Raw genomic sequence first — 18,892 nt, 5'->3', positions numbered from 1 at the left:
AAGCAAACTTGTAAAAAGTTTGCTTTCTTATACATTTATTCTCAAAATAAAGTTAAACCAAAGTATATTCTAAAACATCACTGAAAGTATCAACAGCAATGATTTCCATATTGTCTCTAACCTCACTAGGAATATCTTTTAAATCTCTTTCGTAATTTTTTCTTGGAATTAAAGCTGTTTTTATATCTGCTTTATAAGCTGCAATTAATTTTTCTTTTAATCCGCCTATTGGTAAAACTTTTCCTTTTAAATCTATTTCACCCGTCATTGCAACATCTGCTTTAACCTTTTTATCACTAAAAATAGAAGCAATAGCTGTACTTATCGTAATACCTGCACTTGGGCCATCTTTTGGAGTAGCTCCATCTGGCACATGTATATGAATATTATAACTATCATAAACATTAACTTTAGGATCAATAATTATTTTTTTAGGTATTTTTATTTTTCCTTCATCGATTAAAACTTTTATCATACTAAAAGCAATTCTAGCTGATTCTTTCATTACATCACCCAAACTTCCTGTGAGCGTTAATTCTCCTTTACCTTTAATTTTTACAGCCTCTACTTTTAAAACATCTCCACCTACGCTTGTCCAAGCCAAACCATTGACCTGACCTACTTGATTTTCTCCATTATTTTTTTCTATTTCAAAAACTTTTTTATCTAAAAATTCATTCAAATTTTTTGTATTAATAATGACTTTTTTAATATTTTCTAAAAGTAGTTTTTTAGCACTCTTACGACACAACTCTGCCACTTTGCGACGCAAATTTCTAACTCCTGATTCACGAGTATAATCGCTAATGATTAGCTCTATAGTTTCATCATCAATAAATAATTCATTGGATTTTAAGCCATGTTTTTTAAGCTCATCTGGAATTAAATATTTTTTCATTATATGAAATTTTTCACTTGGAGTATAAGAGCTAAGTTCTATAAATTCCATTCTATCTCTTAAAGGTGCAGGAATATTGCTAATATCATTTGCCGTTGCTATAAAAATGACTTTACTTAAATCAATATTAAAATTTAAATAATAATCCCTAAATTTAGAATTTTGCTCTGGATCTAAAATTTCTAAAAGCACCGCACTTGGATCGCCTCTAAAACTGCGATTTAATTTATCAATTTCATCCAATACAATTACAGGATTAATTTGTTTTGCCTCTATGAGTCCTTGAGTAATACGTCCAGGCATAGCGCCTATATAAGTTCTACGATGACCACGCAGCTCATTAACATCTTCAAGTCCACCTAAGGCTATGCGAATAAGCTCTCTTTTTAAAGCTTTTGAAACAGAATTTGCCAGTGAAGTTTTACCCACGCCAGGAGGCCCATAAAGACAAAGTATAACTTTAGCACCATCTTTTTCTGCTATTTTTCTTTTTTCTAAAAGTTCCCTAACTGCAAAATATTCTTCTATGCGTTCTTTTGGTTTATTTAATGCATAATGATCATGGTTGAGCTGTTTTGAAACTTCCTTAATATCAAGTTTTTTCTTAGAAATTTTTTCAAAAGGAACATCTAATGCTGTTTCTATGTAAGTTTGAATCATCGATGCTTCGGAATTATCTTGATGAATGCGTTCGAATTTTTCAATTTGTTTTTTGATTTCTTTATAAGCGTCTTCGTGCATAAATTTCTTCTTTAACTCCAGACGCTTTTGATACTCTCTAACCTCATCTTCTTTTTGCGTATCAGAACCAAGCTCTTTTTGAATTTGTCTTAATTGTTCTTTTAAAAAATATTCTTTATTTACCTTATCAATACGAGAATGTACTTTATTTTTAATTTCTTTTTGAATTTTATTAGCTTCTATTTCTTGAGCAATTAAATCTATTAATTTTACTAATTTTTGCTCAAGATCTGTTAAAACAAAAAACTCATAAGCAACTTGTTTTTTAATACGCACAGTATTTAAAATCAAATCGCAAATCCTAGATGCATCAAAACCTTCTTCAATTGTTCTTAAAAGATCTGGAGAAAAATAATGACTAATATTTGCCAAATTTTTTACTTTCTCTTTTAAAACTTCAAGAAGTGCTTCTTTTTTAGTTCCTTCTAAAAAGTCTTCTTTTATAAGTTCTATCTTGGCTTCTAAAGGTTTATTAGAAATTTGCTCTATAATTTTACCCTTGACATATCCTTGAAAAAGTATTTTCACTCTTCCATCAGGCAAAGGAACTTTTCGCATGATAGTCCCAATCACTCCGCAATTATAAATTTCATCAAAATTTCTTCCATTTTCCAACTTTGAAGGTGCAACAAAAAGCATGCTATCATTTTTAATCGCGAGATCTAAAGCTTTCATATTGGATGAATCGTTAATAAAAATAGGAGTTATCATAAAAGGATATAAAAATAATTCATCTTCAACCAATACTGGTAAATTTGCTGGATAATTTTGTATCTCTTCAATCTGCATTTATTTTCCTTGTTTATTAAAATCTTTCAAATATACTTCTATACCAAGGAAGCTCAGGTTTGATAATACTTTGCTGATAAAATTCACTTTCTTGAAGTCTTTGTTTATAAATTTGTGTACTTTCATCATGCCCTATGCGCTGGTATAGATTTTCTATAGTGCTATTAAGATAAAAAACCGCTAAATTAAATTTTGTAAGCATTGTCTGAACCAAAGGTTCATATTCTGTATAAGGATAATCTTTCAAAAAAGTATCTATTTCTTTTTGGCTTTCAAGCATTAAAGCCTGATTACGATTTGGCACTGCAAATGCATCAAATTTTGCCTTAATTTTAAGATAACGAATATAATCAGCATTGCGTGAATTTCCAAATTTTTTATTATATTCATCTAAATAAAATTCAGCTAACTTATATTCCTCTTCATCCATATGAGCTTGTGCTAAAATAATTAAAGTAGTTTCCAATAAAGGATCGGCAACATGCTCACTTGCCATACCATTATAATGATCATCAGCTTTTTCCAAATCCTTGTCCTGCAAATCTTTAATAATTTGCTTATACCACTCACTAGCACTAAGATTGTATAAACCTTCATCATTTTTCGTACTACACGCACTAAAAAAAACACTTAAAAAAACCAATAAAAAAATACCTTTTTTCATACTTCACCTTGATTTATATTCTCAAAAATATATATTTTAACGATTTTATAATTATGTTCTTCTAAAATTATAATAAAATTAATTAAATAATTTAAAATTTTGGAATGATTATTGCTTATTTTATGTTAAAATATTAAACATTATAACTTAAGGAGAAAACATGACCCTAGCTGTTAAATGCCCTATCTTAGGTTTTGAAGAAACCAAAAATATGGAATTTTCAACTATCGATGAAGTATTTGTAAGACTTAAAAGTCTTGATGGTAAAGACTTTTCTTTTGTTTTAATTAATCCTTATTTGATTAGACCTGATTATGAATTTGATATACCAACTTATTATCAAGAGCTTCTTTCTTTAACACCTGAATCTAATATGAAAATTTTTAATATAGTAGCCATAGCAAAAAGCATTGAAGAATCGACAGTGAATTTTCTAGCTCCAGTAGTCATTAATCTTGATAATAATACTATGGTACAAGTGATACTAGATACAGTTAATTATCCCGACTTTTTTCAAGCTGATCAAATTGCTAATTATATTAAAAAATAATGCTCTATATACTTGCAAATGGATCTATGGCAACAGCCTTAGCCTATGGATTAAAAGATGATTATGAAATTTGTATAGTAGGAAGAAGTATAGAAAAACTTCAAGCCCTCGCCAAAGAAGGCTTTAAAACCTTACTTTACAAAGATTTTAACATAGAAGGTAAAGATGTTATTTTAGCATTTAAACCTTATGCTTTAGAAAATATTGCTCAAATGCTAAAAGGACAAGCACGTATCTTAATCTCTGTTTTAGCCAATGTTGATTTTGAAAAACTACAAACCATCAAAGCTCAAAATTATGTTAGAATAATACCCAATACAGCAGCTAAATACAAGGCTTCAACCACACCATATATACTTAAAAACTCTCATTTTGAAAATGAAATTTTAGACATTTTAAAAACTTTTGGCTCGGCTTATAAATTAGATAATGAAATACAAATGAATGCAGCTATGGCGATTAGCGGCTGCGCTCCTGCTTTTTTAGCACTTATAGCAGAAAGCATTGCTAATGCTGGAGTTTATGAAGGTTTATCAAAAGAACTTAGTCTTAATCTTACGCGCTCTTTATTTAAAAGCTCTAGTGCTTTACTAGAACATGAACATCCAGCTATTATCAAAGAAAATATTTGCTCCCCTGGCGGAGTTACAATAAAAGGCATAAAAATACTCGAACAAAAAGGAATTCGCGGAAGTTTTTTTGAAGCCATAAATGCTAGCAGCGCCAAATGAAAAAGGCTTTCATACTTATAGAAAGCATTAGTGCTATAACGATCATATCTTTAATTTTCATTGGCATTTTTTATTACTATATTCAACTTTACAAAAACTATGAAAATTTAAATATTTTTGAAAGACTCTATAAACTTCAAGAAGAATTATATGAAAAGCCTATTTTTAAAACCATCATACTTCAAACTTCAGCCTTAAAACCTATAGTTTTACAAGAACAGTTTGTTAATGATGGTATATTTCAATTTCAAAAATTATACTTTCAAGATCAAAATTATAGCGTTTATTTTAAAGAATGAGCAAAGCTTTTACACTTTTTGAACTTATAATATCACTAATACTTTTTACTTTTATAACTAGCTTACTTTCAAAACCTTTAATGGATTTTTATCATTTAAATTTTACTGCTTTACATACAAACAATCTTATCACTCAAGCACATTTAAACTTGCTTAAAATAGAAAAATTAATACAAAATTGTATTAATATTACATTTTCACAGAATACATTAAAATGTCTTTTAAAAGATGAGTTAATTAGCCTAAAAGATAATAAACTTTATCTTATTAATTCTGCTCTTATTTTAGAAAATAATCATACACTTTATTCACCTCATTCTGATTTTAAAACACAACTCCAAAATAGAAAAGATTTATATAGCGACAATGAGCATATTAGCTATGCTTATAAAATTAATAAGATTGAAAAAATATCCATCTTGGAAAATGGTATATCTGCAAATTTTACAGGTAGTTTTATTCCTTTGCAAGCTCAATTAGTTATCAAATTGCAAAATGAAGAACTTATGTATGAAATAAAGCCAAAATTTAATGAACAATTAAACCAACAAGGATTAATTTCTAAAAACATAAGCTCATTTAACCTGCAAAACAATAAATTAAAAATTTGCCTAAAAAGACAAACAAAACATTGCTTTGAAAAAAGAATTTTACTGTGAAAAAAGCTTATGTTTTAATTTGGACAATTTTTTTAATATTACTAATAAGTCTATGGATGAGCTTGACCTTAAACATATCCAGCTATACTCCAAAAATAATCCAAGATAGTTATTACTACCTTCAAGCTCAAATTTTAAGTCACAATGCAACACAATTTTCTAAATATTTTTTATATCAAGCAAAGCAAGAAAATAAAGAATGTTTAGATAATATATATTTTAATTACACAAAAGCTTTGATTAAAATAAAATATTTTTATCCTATTGCACAATGTGTTAATTTTAAATTTTCCAACTTCAATCCCGATGCAAATTTAAGCAAAGATGGTGTTATTATAGCCCACATTAGTATTGCTTTAAATCGTGATAAAAACGTCAATGATGAAATTTTACTCACAAAAAGCATTATTATTTATCCTAAAGAAAATTTTTGGAATTTAAAAAATTAAACCAAAGTCTTAGCGAGCTTAACACAGTCTAAAAGACTTTGATTTTCGCATATATAAAGATTTTTAAAATTTAAAAGCTTCTTTGCTGTGCTTTGCCCTATAACTACAACCTTATCTTCTTCTTTTAAGCTATAAAATTTTAAAAAATTTTCTACACTTAAAGGAGAGGTGAATATAAAAATAGCAGGATGGATAAGCTTTTTGTCGCCTTTTTTAAAAACATTTTCATAAACAATCATTTCATCTAAATCCACACCTACATTTTTAAGATCCAAATTTAAAGTTGAAACAATATTTTTAGCCCTTAAATACAAACATTTTTGCATTTTTAACTCCTCTTTAAATTCAAGAAAAAGATCTTTTCCATAAGCCTTTGATGGAATTTTAATCTTTTTAAAACCTAAATTTTTAGCGTATTGAGCTGTACTTTGTCCCACAGCGTATAAATTGAGTTTGAAATTTAAAGTGATTTTTGCATGTTGTAAAGCTTTTAAAGCATTTTTTGAAGTGCAGATTAAAGCATCATACAAACTCAAATCCACACTAAAATTATAAAAAACAATCTCATTTAAAATAAGATTTTCCACCCCTTCAAAAGGAGTTTCATTTAAGAGATAAATTTTCATAGATTTTACGCTTTAGCTCTTTAGCTGCCAAAAAAGCATCTTTAGCATCCATGATCGCCCTAACCACAGCCACACCGCTTAAATTTATACCCTTTAACTCAACAAGTGCTTCTTTGTCAATCCCACCTATGGCTACAACCCCTATAGGGCTTTTATCACAAATTTGACTTAAAAGCTCAAGGCTTAAAAGCGAACTTTCTTTAGTAGGCGTTGCCTTAATAGCTCCACAACCTAGATAATTTACTCCTTGTATAAACTCAAGTTGTTCTAACTTTTTAAGACTTAAGCCTATGATTTTTTCATCTCCTAAAAGCTTTCTAGCTAGTTTTGCTTCTAAATCTTCCTGTCCTAAATGCACCCCATCAGCATCTAAGGCTAAAGCTATATCCACCCTATCGTTAATCAAAAAAGGTATTTTATAAGACTTGCAAAGTTTTTGCACCTTTAAGCCTAGTTTATAAAATTCTCTTACATTAAGCTCTTTTTCACGAAGTTGTATGATACTTACTCCGCCTTTTATAGCATTTTCTAAAGTATTTAAAAAACACTCTTCGCTTTTATTTCCCTTAGTAGCAACCAAATAAAGGCTAAGATCTAATTTATTTTTCATCTAGAAACTTGAAAAAATGATTTGTAGGACCACAACCTTTTCCAAGATTAAGTGAATAATAAATCGCATTTCTTACATACTCTTTAGCTTCACTAACAGCGTGAAATAAATCCTTGTCTTTAGCTAAATTACTAGCAATAGCCGAAGAAAGCGTACAACCTGTACCGTGAGTATTTTTAGTTTCTATGCGTTCGCCTTTTAAAATATAAATTTCTTTTCCATCATAAAGCACATCATTGGCATTTGCTTCACTATGTCCGCCTTTAAGTAAAACTGCCTTAGCCCCCAAGCTGCATAAATGCTTAGCTGCTTTTATCATCTGCTCTTCATTAGCGATCTTAAAACCACATAAAAACTCTGCTTCAGGAATATTAGGAGTAAGAATGTCTGCAAATTTTATTATAGTTTGTTTGAAAAAATCACAATTTTCTTGCGGCATTAAAGCATAGCCATTTTTGGCAAACATTACAGGATCAATAACTACATTTTGAGGTTTAAACTCGCTTAAATTTTTAGCTACACAGCTCATTAATTCACAAGAACCTATCATTCCGATTTTAGTTGCCTTTGGCACTATATCTTCAAACACGGCAAGCATTTGTTCATCCACGCTTTGAGTAGGTATATCGTGTACAGAAATCACCCTTGCGGTATTTTCAGCTACCACACTTAAAACCACACTCATACCAAAAAGATTGTGTGCACTAAAGGTTTTAAGATCGGCTTGTATCCCTGCTCCACCACTACAATCACTCCCTGCTATAGTTAAAACAGGTATAAGCTCGCTTCCTTTTGCTTTCATAAATCTTCCTTTAAAATTTTGATCCATTCTTCACCCTTAGGGCTTAATTTTTGTCCTTTAAAACTCTGTTTTGCAAAAGCTACAATCAAAGCATGAAAAATTTGATAAAGTTCGTAAAGTTCGCATTTTTTTCCTAAAATTTTATACAAATTTTCTTGCTCACTCTCTATGCCACTTTGAAAAAATTCTCTTAATTCTTCATAATTTTCAAACTCATAACCTAAGTAAAAAGCCAAACGCAAACTATAATTATCTACAACCAAAACCTCTCTTTTGCAAAGATAGTTTAAAATACTATCAACGCTTTCAAAACCTAAACCTTTGATATTTAAAAGCCATTCTCTGCTTGCATTTGTTTTAAAATTTTCTAAATTTTCATAAGTGTTTATGATACTTTCTACCAAACCTTTTAAACGCTTAGTTTTGGTATTATAAAATCCGCTAGGCTTAATTAAAGTTGCAAGTTCTAAATTGGATAAAGTATTGATTTGTTCTAAGCTTGCAATATTTTCTTTTTTTAAATTTTCTAAAGCTTTTAAGACATTTTTCCAATTTGTATTTTGAGTTAAAACGACAGAAATTAAAAGCTCAAATTCACTCAATCCTTGATTTTCAAGCCAATCAAAATCATGATAATTTAAATCCAAATTTAAAAGCTTGGTAAAAATTTGTGCTCCAGTCATTTAAAATTCTCCTTAAAAGCTAAATAAAATTGCTTTGCGGTACGACCACTTCTACTTGCTCTTAGAGTAGCAAATTCTTTAGCTTTAGCGTGTAAAAGCTCTTTATCACAAGAATAATCTTTAAAATAAAAATCTATCATCTTTAAATACTCTTCTAAATTTCCCTGATAAAAACTTAACCACAAACCAAATCTATCACTCAAGCTTAATCTTTCTTCAGCAGCATCGCTTAAATGAAGTTCTGTATGTGTGATTTGCGTATCAAGATTATCAGTAATGCTTTCACTTAATAAATGCCTACGATTTGAACTCGCATAAATAATTACATTATTTGGGGCTTTTTCTATGCTTCCCTCAAGTAAAGGTTTTAAAAATTTATAACTATCATCTCCCTTTTCAAAAGAAAAATCATCACAAAAAAGTATGAATTTAAAATTTTCTAATCTGATTTCATCGATGATATCTGCTAAGGCAAATAAGTCTTCTTTATTTAATTCGACAAGTCTTAAGCCCTGTTCTTTAAATTCATTAAATATAGCTTTAATTAAACTTGATTTTCCAGTGCCCTTAGATCCCCATAAAAGTGCGTGATTTGCTCCCTTATCTTGAATGAAATTTAAAGTATTTTCATAAAGTGCTTTTTTTTGACTTTCCATACCTACTAAATCTTTTAAAGCAATAGGATCGATTTCAAAAATAGGCTTTAAATAATCTTTTCTTGCTCTATAAATTGCTGCATAAGTTTTATTCCAATCCATTTTAAGCCTTTCTTAAATGCGTTAAAATTGCCTCTAAAATATCATCATCATCTTTGCTTTTTGCCTTGATGAGTTCTTTTTCATCATTTAAAGCAGTAAATTGAATATTTTGCTCATAGTTACTAATGCTTTTAAATTTATTTAAAGCTAAAATTTTAATAGTAATCAAAGATAAAAATTGCTTAGTATAAATGTCAAGTTTTCCAAAGCGATCTTCAATTTCACCTTCAATCTCATAAACCTCATAAACTTGCTCACACTTGCTAAGTCTTCTATAAAGTTCTAATCTTAAGCGATCTTCGCTGATAAGCTCACTATTTAAAAAGGCATTAACATTGAGTTTTAAATCAAGTTTATTTTCTTTTTGATCCACTTCATTTTTACTTAAAGCATTAAGTTCATCTTCTAACATTTTAAGATATAAACTATATCCAATTTGCTCGATATGTCCACTTTGATCCACGCCTAATAAATTTCCACCGCCACGAATTTCAAGATCATGATAAGCCAAAATAGAACCTGCGCCTAAAAAAGAATTACTTTCTAAGGAAACAAGACGCTTTAAGGCATCTTTTGTGATAGCATTTTTATCTTCAACTAAAAAATAACAATAACCTTGCTTATCACTTCTTCCCACACGCCCACGCAATTGGTGTAGATCAGCCATACCAAAACGATCGCTTTTTTCTACTATGATAGTATTTGCATTAGGCAAATCAATTCCACTTTCTACGATAGAAGTACTTAAAAGCAAATCATATTCTTTATTTTCAAATTTTAACATTTCTTCTTCTTGTACCTTAGCATCAATTTTAGAATGTAAAATCAAAATACGCAAAGTAGAAAAAAGTTCTAATAAATGCTTTTTACACTGCTCTATACTTGCAATATGATTATGAATATAAAAAATTTGCCCACCACGTCTTAACTCTCTTGCTATAGCTTCTTTTAAAAGTGCGTCATCATTTTCTTTAACAAAAGTTCTTACATCTATTCTATCTTCTGGTGGAGTTTGTAAAACACTATAAGATTTTATAGAACTTAAAGCTTGATTTAAGCTTCTTGGTATAGGGGTTGCTGACATGGATAAAATATGTGAATTTTGAGTGATTTCTTTAAGCTTTTCTTTTTGTTTCACTCCAAATTTATGTTCCTCATCGATAACAACAAGAGCTAAATTTTCACATTCTACACTTAAAAGTGCATGAGTTCCTACAACTACACAAGCTTTATTTTCTTTTAAATTTTGTAAAACCTGTTTTTTTTCTGCACTACTTGCAAAGCGATCAAGTTTAAAAACCTCTATATCAAAAGGATCAAAACGCTTTTTTAAGGTTTTATAATGCTGATGAGAAAGCAAAGTTGTAGGTGCAAATAAAAATGCACAAAATCCGCTTTTAACTACTGAGTAAATAGCATTCATAGCAACTTCAGTTTTTCCAAAACCCACATCACCGCTTAAAAGCCTATCCATGACTTTTCCACTTTGAAAATCTTGCAAAATTTCATGACAGGCTTTATCTTGATCACTTGTATAAACAAAACCCGCACTAGCTATAAAATCAGCTTGTCTATTTAAATCCACTGTAATTTTTTTTGCTTGCACCAAAGATCTTTTAGCCGCCATAATAACAATTTCAGAAGCTATGGCTAAAAGTTTAGTTTTTAATTTTTCTTTAAGTTTAATAAAGCTTGTTTTACCTAGTTTATCTAAGCTTGGAATAGATCCACTCACGCCCAAATATTTATCAATTAAATAAAGATTTTCCACTGGTAATAAAAGCTTGTCAGAATTTTGATACTCTATAGCAACAAACTCTTTTTTTGCTCCGCTTATCACTATCATCTCAAGACCTAAAAATTTACCTACCCCATAATCTTCGTGTACTATATAATCCCCATTTTTAAGCTCATCTATAATCAAACTAGCTTTTTTTCTTGTTTTTTGTTTTTCTTTTTGATTTAAAGAAATGATTAGCTCTTCAGGACTAATAAGATTAAGTCTTAAATCACTTTTTATAAAATGGATATTTTGAGTATCTTCAAGCTCTAAAGCTTTAAATAAAGCTTCGTTTTTAGCTAAAAGTGTGATTTTTTTATTTTTATGAAATTCAAAAAAATCTTTATTGTAAGAACTTTGCAATTCTTTAAATTTTTTAGCTTGAGGTAAAATTTTTGCATTCACAAAACTTATATCTTTTTCATATTCATTAATATCAAACTTTTCACAAGCTAAAAAATCAAGCTCCAAATAATCAAAAAAATCATCAATACACCAAAACCCTAAAGAATTGATATCATGTGTTAAAGTATCGCTTTGAAAATCTTCTAATTTATCCTTAAAAATTTCATAATTTTCTTTGTCAAAATATTTTAAAAAAGGACAAATTTCAAAATGTTGCAGTTCATTAGGGATAGACTTTTGACTTTGCAAATCAAAATATCTTATACTTTCAATCTCTTCGCCAAAAAGCAAAATTCTAATAGGATTTTCTTCATTGATACAAAAAATATCAATAATATCCGCACGAATTGAAATTTCACCTTTATCCTGAACTATATCTACAAATTCGTATCCCAATCTTGAAATTTCATCTTCAAAACATTTCAAATCAAAATTTTGTTTTTTATCGATATGATAATTTTGTAAATGTTTTTTTGAAGGAAGTTTTTTTAAAACAGTATTTAAAGGAGAAATAAGGATTTTTTTTTCTTCTTCTTTATGATAAGCATTTAAAATCTTACAAAGATCAAAAAGTTCTTTAGAAAAAGCCCTTAAATCATCTCCAAACTGCGCTCTAAAATCAGGTAAAACAAAAGTTTTTAAACCCTTAAATCGTGAAACTTGAGCGAGTAAATCTGCTTGTTTTTCATCTTTACAAAGAAAAAGTTCACAAATTTTTGGATTTTGTAAGTATTCATAAAATGAAGCTTGCATTATTCTTCGTTGTTATTTTCAATAAGTTTGATAGTATCTTCTTTAATTTTACTAGTTCCATTAAAGCGACCGCCATTTTCTATAGAAATTTTTTGCGTTGAAATATCACCATTAACAACTCCGCCCGCTAAAATTTCTAAACTATTAGCCTCAAGTTGCCCTTCAAAATACCCATTTACTACAATTTTATCTGCTTGTAATTCACCTTTTAAATTTCCATTTTTTCCGATAACCACAATGCTTTCAGAATGAATAATGCCACTTAACTCTCCATCAACATGGAGCATAGAAGCAAAATAAAATTTACCCTCAATTCTCGCACCTGAAGAAATTACTGTTGTTTCTGAGCTAGAGCTGGATGTTGGGCTGATACCGCCTTTATTAAAGATTGCCATGGAACTCTCCTTTCTTGATTAAAAAAATCATTCATATTTTTTCTTTGCAAATTTAAAAAATACAAAGGTTCTAAAGTTTTATTAATAAACCTTACCTCATAGTGCAAATGCGGCCCCGTAGAAAGACCTGTATTGCCACTATAACCTATCAACTGCCCTTTATTAACAAATTGACCTGCTTTGACCACTTCTTTGCGCATCATATGAGCAAATACTGTTTTAAAACCAAAATTATGCAATAAAATTACATTATAGCCATAGCCATTATCACTATAACCTGAAAATTCCACTACTCCACTTGCTGGTGCATAAATAGGAGTACCAATTTCCGCTCTTAAATCAATGCCAGGATGAAATTCTCTTCTTTTTAAAAGAGGATGCTCTCTCCAGCCAAAATTTCCTGTAATGCCTTTATTTTCAATAGGCCATCCATTAGGAATTTGCCCCAAAATTCCAAGTTGCTGCTCATTGGTAAGCTGAAGATTATCAAGTCTTGCACTAATTGTAAGATTATTTTCTGCTTCTAAGCCCAAAGCCTCTTCAAAAGAAGCTATTTTATCTTCTATAGCTGCATACTGCTGAGTTTTTTCTTCTATGCTTTTTTGCATTTGCGAATTAGATAATTCCAATTCTTTGCTTTTTTTCAAAAGCTCCTCACGCTTTTCACTGATATCACTAAGTTTGCTATCAAGATATTTGATATAAAAACCACTAAAAACTAAAAATAAAACAATAAAAGCAATAGTATAAAAAACTATTTTTTTGATTATTTGATTTAAATAAAAATGTCTTGAACCGTTAATATCTGTAATGGTAATAGTGAATTTATTTTTTACCACACCACTCCTTTAAAAAATTTTCTACCAACATAAAAGAACCAAAAACTAGATTTTTTTTATTCTCTTCTATTTTTACAAATTCTTTGCATTGTATACCTAGCTTTGATGCAATACTATAAATTTCATCATCAGCCAGCTTTCGTTCTGCGCTTTTATATTTATATATTTGTATTGTATCAATAATAGGCTTTAATGTATTTAAAATTTGAAAAATATCCTTATCCAAATAAGCATTATAAATAAGATTTATTTTTTCTCCTTGAAATTTATCAATCATAGCCTTAGCAGCCATAGGATTATGACCCACATCAACAAAAAAATTTGGAGAAATTTCTTGGCATCTTCCTTGCAAATTTAACTCTTGCAACTTTTTTAAAGCTTCTAAGGTTTTTTCTTGCGAAGTTAAAATTTCACAAGCCTTTAATGCAAGCTTTAAATTATGCTTTAAAAAACAAGGTAAAACAAACTTTTTACAATAAATCTCAAATTTTTCTTTCAAAAAAGGATTTAAAGAAGAAACTTGCAAATTAGCTTTTTTTAAAAAAGCAATTTTTTTTGCTAAATTTAAAACATTTTGCTCTTGCTCATCACTTATAAGTGCTATAGGCGCCATAACTTTAAGCTTGGTTCTTGCAATATCTTCTAAAGAATTGCCCAAAATTTGAATATGGTCAAATCCAATTCTTGTAAAAATATTCATTCTTCTTTCAAAAACAGAAGTAGCATCATATTCTCCACCCACTCCTGCTTCTAAAACAATGAAATCGCATTTTTGAAATAAAATCATAGCTAAAAAAGTAGCATATTCGAAATAACTTAATTTTTGCAAGTCTTGTTTAAAAATTTCTTCAAGTCTTATATGAGCTTGTTCTAATTCTTCATCATTTGCAATCTTACCATCAAGATAAAATCTTTCATTAAAACTAAAAATATGCGGGCTAGTATAATGCCCTATTTTATAATTTAAATTTTCTAAAAGTTGGGTTAAATATCTACCCGTGCTACCTTTACCATTTGTGCCTATAAGCTGGATTATAGGAATATTTTTAAAATATTTCTTATATTTTTCATACATTCTAAACATCAAAAAACGATCAATTTTATCGTAATTTATACTTTTTTGAGCTAAAAAATTCTCAACTTTCATTATATTGTTCATTAACCGCTGCAATTTGCTTTATTAACTCATCTAAAATATTAATACTTGGTTTACTTTGCTTATCAAGATAAGCCACGTGAATTTTAGGAGTTATAATATCTTGCTTATAAATAAATCTAAAATTTTCTATAGTTTTAAGATTTGTATTTACAAGCTGTGTAATTTCATCTTTGCTTTTTCCTGGCGAAACAATCAAATAACTCTTTTCATCTATCATCCACAGTTCATCAAATTCACTACAAGAATCTTTTAAAATTTTTTTAAATCGAACAAAAATTTCATTCAAACTTCCCATACCATATTTTTCCATAATGAAACGGTAATTTACTATAGAAAATAAAGCTAAAGAATAATTAACCTTATACTTATTAAAATTTTCATCCATTTTATCAAGCTCTTTAAGAACACTCCAAGCCTCTCTCTCCTCTAAGCTTTGCGTGAATTCAATTTGATTATTTAAAGATGTAATTTTTTCTCCAAGTTGTTTAAATTTTAGCTTTAAATCCTCAAAACTAAGTTTTACTTCGCCATTTTCATCTGGTTTTAAGGTATTGATAAAATCCATATTTTTTTCATTCGATTTATTAAGCAAGACAAGCAATTCATAGATTTTTTTTAGATTATCATTAAAAAAATTTAAATTTTTTTGGACATACATATTATCAACCATTATACGATGATTTATAAATTCCATTAATTCGTTTTTGAAATTTTCTTCGCCTATTACAAAAGGCTTTTGTGTTAAATTTTGTATAAAACCTTGAATTTTTAAATCTTCCACCAATGAAGGATTTAAACCCAAACATAATAATTCACTAAAACGCTCATAACTACGCTCTTCAAGTTTGACTAAAAGTTTTTTAATCACACTATCATAATCATCATATTTGCTAACGCCATATTTACGAGCTTGTTCCTCTAAGTCATTTTCATCGTAATTTCTTTCAAGCTCTTTCCATTTTTTAGTAAGCAAGTAAATACTTTCACTATCCATAGTTTTAGAAATTCTAATCGAAGTCACTTTAGCCAAATCTCTTATCTTTTTGTCTTTACTTATTTGCAAAGTTTTAGATATGGTAGATAAAAAATCAAAAAATTCACTAAATTGTTTTCCACTTTGTCTATTTAAAACAGAAATTAAAAAACTAATTAACTCTTCTAAACTTCGTATGGTTTTAGAGTTTAATTCTTGTTGATAAATTGGTAAAAGTAAAGTTTTGTATTTATCAAGTTTAGCCTTATTTGAACTTGTAATACCATATTTTAAAGACAATTCTTCAAAAATTTCCGTATAATTTTCAGGGGTTGGCTTTAGTTTTCTTTCTTTTAATGTAATTAAAGTTTGCTTTGCTATTTCATTAGTATTTGGAACCACGTTTTTGCCCTTTAATAGCAATTACGGAAATAAACTCATCAAATGCCTCACTTGAAGCCGCTCTAATAGCCTCATACCTTGCAGAATCACTAATAATGCTATTTGGAGAAATTTCAAAATTATAACTCCCACTTGTACTAAAAGCCTGACTTGAGTCATCTTTAAAAACAACATTAAAATCCAAATTTAACTTAGCTTTATAACTAATAACATAGCCATTTTTATCATAGGCCAAAGGAATAAATTCTAAATTATTCATTTTAACATTGATTACATCATCAGCTTCATGTTTTAAAGCAAGCTTACGCCCTAGTTTTGAAATCACCATTTCTTTTAAAGTATCAGCAACATAGATACTATTTTTTGGGTCTTGTTGACTTAATTCAACATTAACATAAACTTTCTCATCAAAAATATTATTAGCGATTTTTGATGTAGGAATATATCCACAAGCACCTAAAAATAAACCTATACAAAAAATCAAAATCTTTTTCATTTGATTACTAGATTAACTAGCTTTCCTTCCACATAAATTTCTTTAACTATATTTTTACCTTCGAACCATTTAGCGGTATTTTCTTTTGCGAAAGCTAAAATTTCTTCCTTACTCGCACTACTTGAAATTTCAAATTCAGCCCTTTTCTTACCATTGATACTTACAGCTAAATTTAAAGTATCTTTTACAAAAACCTCTTCTTTAAGTTCTAATTTTTTGAAATTTTTACATTTAAAAAGCTCCTCGCTAAGCTCAAAACAAACATGAGGAATAATAGGCTCTAAGATATTTAAAATAATATAAAAAGCCTCTTGTTCCAAAGCTTCATTTTTACAAAGCGCTAAAGCATTTAAAGCTTCCATACAAGCTGCAATTAAAGTATTAAAAGCAAAACTCTGATGATAAACTTCAAAAGATTTTTTTAAAGCTTCATACACCTTTAATCTTGCATATTTTTCTTCTTTATTTAAATTTTCTTGTTTTAATTCTACAAGCTCACCTTTTTTAACATTTTGCGCCCTATCATAGAGTTTGCAAATAAATCTATAAGCTCCTTCAACCGCATCATCATTCCATTCAAGCTCTTTAGCCGGAGGCGCAGCAAAAAGTATAAAAAGTCTTGCGGTATCAGCACCGTATTTTTCTATAATCTCATCAGGATCTACAACATTGCCTTTTGATTTTGACATTTTAGCACCATCTTTTAACACCATACCCTGAGTTAAAAGTCTATCAAAAGGTTCATTTTGTGTTAAATAACCCAAGTCTCTTAAAGCTTTTTGGAAAAATCTCGCATAAAGTAAATGCAAGATTGCATGTTCAATACCACCTATATATTGATCCACACTCATCCAATACTTTACACTTTTTTCATCTAAAGCTTTTTCCTGCCAAGTTTTCTCATCACTTGCAAAACGTGCAAAATACCAAGAACTTTCAAAAAAAGTATCTAAAGTATCACTTTCTTTTTGAGCCTCTTTACCACATTTTGGACAGATACAATTTTTCCAAGTTGGATGTTTATCAAGTGGATTACCCTCACCTGTAATTTGCACATCTTCAGGCAGAGTAATAGGTAAATTTTCTAGTTTTTGAGGCACTACACCACAACTTTGACATTTAATCATAGGAATAGGCGCACCCCAATATCTTTGACGCGAAACACCCCAATCACGAATTTTAAAATTTACAACCCTTTTTCCTATATTTTTAGCTTCAAACTGAGAAATGATTTTTAATCTTGCTTCATTACAATCAAGATTATCAAATTCTTGACTATGGATTAATTTTCCTGATTTTTGCGTATAAGGTAAATTTTCTTGAGTTTGAATAACTTGTTTGATGGCAAGATTATATTTTGTTGCAAATTCAAAATCTCTTTCATCATGAGCTGGAACAGCCATAACCGCTCCACTACCATAATCAGCCAAGACAAAATTAGCCACCCATAAAGGAATTTTTTCTCCGCTTAAAGGATGAATGGCATAAATTCCTAAAAAATAACCTTCTTTTTCAGAACTTTGTCTTTCTCTTGGGCTTTGATTTTGAATAACTTTGATTTTATTTAATACATCTTGATTTAATAAATTTTGTGAAAGCAAATTTTGAACAATCTTATGTTCTGGAGCTAAAGCGATATACGAAACTCCATAAATTGTATCTGCTCTTGTAGTAAAAACTTCTAAAGAACTTTCTTTGGTTTTTTGCTTGCTTTCTTCGTCTAAATTTAAAGAAAATTCCAAACCTTCGCTTTTACCAATCCAATTTTCTTGCATAGTTAAAACTTGATTAGGCCATTTATCTTTTAATTCTTCTAAATCTTTTAAAAGTTCCTCAGCATAAGCAGTGATTTTTACATAATAACCTGGCATTTTTTTCTGCACCACTTCATGACCACAACGCCAACATTTTCCGTCTTCAACTTGTTCATTAGCCAAAACCGTTTGATCTTGTTCACACCAATTTACATTTGCTTCTTTAGTGTAAATCAAACCTTTTTCAAACATCTTAATAAAAAATTCTTGCTCAAATTTTGTATAAAGTGGATCTGAAGTAGCAAGCATTCTTTTTTTAGAAAAAGAAAAACCTAAAGAAAAAAGTTCTTTTTTCATATAAGCTATATTTTCATAAGTCCATGACTTAGGATGAATTTTATGTTTAATAGCTGCATTTTCAGCAGGCATACCAAAACTATCAAAACCTATAGGATGTAAAACATTAAAACCTATCTTGCGATAATATCTTGCCAAAGCATCACCTATAGTATAATTTCTTACATGCCCCATATGAATGCGTCCACTAGGATAAGGAAACATCGATAAAATATATTTTTTAGGCAAATTTAAGTCATCTTTTGGCTCAAAATATTCATTTTCATCCCAAATTTTTTGCCATTTTTTTTCTATTAAACTTGCTTCATAAGCCATAAATT

Annotated in this window: 19 protein-coding genes; 5 read left to right on the top strand and 14 right to left on the bottom strand. The window is 29.1% G+C overall.

Annotation, left to right across the window (positions count from 1 at the left end; all coding sequences use genetic code 11):
* Positions 1-52 precede the first annotated feature (52 nt).
* Together lon and BGS40_RS02055 are read right to left on the bottom strand one after the other, a co-directional pair.
* On the bottom strand, positions 53-2,428 hold the full coding sequence (lon, locus tag BGS40_RS02060) for an endopeptidase La (RefSeq protein ID WP_096738306.1): 2,376 nt from the start codon (positions 2,426-2,428) through the stop codon (positions 53-55).
* A 16-nt stretch (positions 2,429-2,444) separates the two neighbouring features.
* Complete coding sequence (locus tag BGS40_RS02055) at positions 2,445-3,092, bottom strand: outer membrane protein assembly factor BamD (protein WP_096738305.1); 648 nt, start codon at positions 3,090-3,092, stop codon at positions 2,445-2,447.
* A 160-nt stretch (positions 3,093-3,252) separates the two neighbouring features.
* Between BGS40_RS02055 and fliW the strand changes: the two genes are divergently transcribed.
* From fliW to BGS40_RS02030, 5 genes are read left to right on the top strand one after another with little or no spacing between them, the layout of a single operon-like run.
* Complete coding sequence (gene fliW, locus BGS40_RS02050) at positions 3,253-3,642, top strand: flagellar assembly protein FliW (RefSeq protein ID WP_002852982.1); 390 nt, start codon at positions 3,253-3,255, stop codon at positions 3,640-3,642.
* A complete protein-coding gene (locus tag BGS40_RS02045; protein WP_002859150.1) occupies positions 3,642-4,373 on the top strand; it encodes a pyrroline-5-carboxylate reductase in 732 nt (243 codons plus the stop codon). The genes fliW and BGS40_RS02045 overlap by 1 nt, the downstream gene beginning before the upstream one ends.
* A complete protein-coding gene (locus BGS40_RS02040; RefSeq protein ID WP_002853046.1) occupies positions 4,370-4,672 on the top strand; it encodes a type II secretion system protein in 303 nt (100 codons plus the stop codon). Before BGS40_RS02045 ends, BGS40_RS02040 begins: the two co-directional genes overlap by 4 nt.
* On the top strand, positions 4,669-5,331 hold the full coding sequence (locus BGS40_RS02035; RefSeq protein WP_052793783.1) for a hypothetical protein: 663 nt from the start codon (positions 4,669-4,671) through the stop codon (positions 5,329-5,331). Before BGS40_RS02040 ends, BGS40_RS02035 begins: the two co-directional genes overlap by 4 nt.
* The gene (locus BGS40_RS02030) at positions 5,328-5,780 is read left to right on the top strand and encodes a hypothetical protein (protein ID WP_002859148.1); all 453 of its coding nucleotides are present in this window, start codon (positions 5,328-5,330) and stop codon (positions 5,778-5,780) included. Before BGS40_RS02035 ends, BGS40_RS02030 begins: the two co-directional genes overlap by 4 nt.
* On the opposite strand, the gene BGS40_RS02025 is transcribed toward BGS40_RS02030, so the two are convergent.
* The 12 genes from BGS40_RS02025 to leuS are packed head-to-tail and all read right to left on the bottom strand — an operon-like array spanning position 5,777 to position 18,887.
* Positions 5,777-6,406: a uroporphyrinogen-III synthase gene (locus BGS40_RS02025; RefSeq protein WP_096738304.1), complete on the bottom strand. Its 630-nt coding sequence runs from the start codon at positions 6,404-6,406 to the stop codon at positions 5,777-5,779. The two genes, BGS40_RS02030 and BGS40_RS02025, sit on opposite strands and share 4 nt — an antisense overlap.
* Positions 6,384-7,016, bottom strand: coding sequence for a thiamine phosphate synthase (gene thiE / locus BGS40_RS02020; protein ID WP_052779711.1), 633 nt, complete (start codon positions 7,014-7,016; stop codon positions 6,384-6,386). Before thiE ends, BGS40_RS02025 begins: the two co-directional genes overlap by 23 nt.
* Positions 7,006-7,818, bottom strand: a complete 813-nt coding sequence (gene thiD / locus BGS40_RS02015; RefSeq protein ID WP_052779729.1) for a bifunctional hydroxymethylpyrimidine kinase/phosphomethylpyrimidine kinase — start codon at positions 7,816-7,818, stop codon at positions 7,006-7,008. The genes thiE and thiD overlap by 11 nt, the downstream gene beginning before the upstream one ends.
* Positions 7,815-8,501 carry an endonuclease III domain-containing protein gene (locus BGS40_RS02010; RefSeq protein ID WP_052781742.1) on the bottom strand — a complete coding sequence of 229 codons (687 nt, stop codon included), beginning with the start codon at positions 8,499-8,501 and terminating at the stop codon, positions 7,815-7,817. The genes thiD and BGS40_RS02010 overlap by 4 nt, the downstream gene beginning before the upstream one ends.
* Positions 8,498-9,259 (bottom strand): ATP-binding protein, encoded by a 762-nt coding sequence (locus tag BGS40_RS02005; RefSeq protein WP_002852748.1) that lies wholly within the window; start codon positions 9,257-9,259, stop codon positions 8,498-8,500. Before BGS40_RS02005 ends, BGS40_RS02010 begins: the two co-directional genes overlap by 4 nt.
* Before the next feature lies 1 nt (position 9,260).
* Entirely contained in the window at positions 9,261-12,197 is a 2,937-nt protein-coding gene (locus tag BGS40_RS02000) for a DEAD/DEAH box helicase (RefSeq protein WP_096738303.1), read from the bottom strand.
* Entirely contained in the window at positions 12,197-12,592 is a 396-nt protein-coding gene (locus BGS40_RS01995) for a bactofilin family protein (protein WP_002868630.1), read from the bottom strand. The genes BGS40_RS02000 and BGS40_RS01995 overlap by 1 nt, the downstream gene beginning before the upstream one ends.
* Positions 12,529-13,431 carry a M23 family metallopeptidase gene (locus tag BGS40_RS01990; protein ID WP_002880806.1) on the bottom strand — a complete coding sequence of 301 codons (903 nt, stop codon included), beginning with the start codon at positions 13,429-13,431 and terminating at the stop codon, positions 12,529-12,531. Before BGS40_RS01990 ends, BGS40_RS01995 begins: the two co-directional genes overlap by 64 nt.
* Positions 13,418-14,602: a folylpolyglutamate synthase/dihydrofolate synthase family protein gene (locus BGS40_RS01985; protein WP_096738302.1), complete on the bottom strand. Its 1,185-nt coding sequence runs from the start codon at positions 14,600-14,602 to the stop codon at positions 13,418-13,420. The genes BGS40_RS01990 and BGS40_RS01985 overlap by 14 nt, the downstream gene beginning before the upstream one ends.
* Positions 14,568-15,965, bottom strand: coding sequence for a hypothetical protein (locus BGS40_RS01980; RefSeq protein WP_052793779.1), 1,398 nt, complete (start codon positions 15,963-15,965; stop codon positions 14,568-14,570). The genes BGS40_RS01985 and BGS40_RS01980 overlap by 35 nt, the downstream gene beginning before the upstream one ends.
* A complete protein-coding gene (gene lptE / locus BGS40_RS01975) occupies positions 15,949-16,461 on the bottom strand; it encodes an LPS assembly lipoprotein LptE (protein ID WP_096738301.1) in 513 nt (170 codons plus the stop codon). The genes BGS40_RS01980 and lptE overlap by 17 nt, the downstream gene beginning before the upstream one ends.
* Positions 16,458-18,887 carry a leucine--tRNA ligase gene (gene leuS, locus BGS40_RS01970; RefSeq protein WP_096738300.1) on the bottom strand — a complete coding sequence of 810 codons (2,430 nt, stop codon included), beginning with the start codon at positions 18,885-18,887 and terminating at the stop codon, positions 16,458-16,460. Before leuS ends, lptE begins: the two co-directional genes overlap by 4 nt.
* Positions 18,888-18,892: the final 5 nt, after the last annotated feature.

This window comes from Campylobacter sp. 107 (assembly GCF_002383835.1).
Classification (GTDB): Bacteria; Campylobacterota; Campylobacteria; order Campylobacterales; family Campylobacteraceae; genus Campylobacter_D; species Campylobacter_D jejuni.
This window is presented reverse-complemented; position numbering and strand designations above follow the sequence as displayed.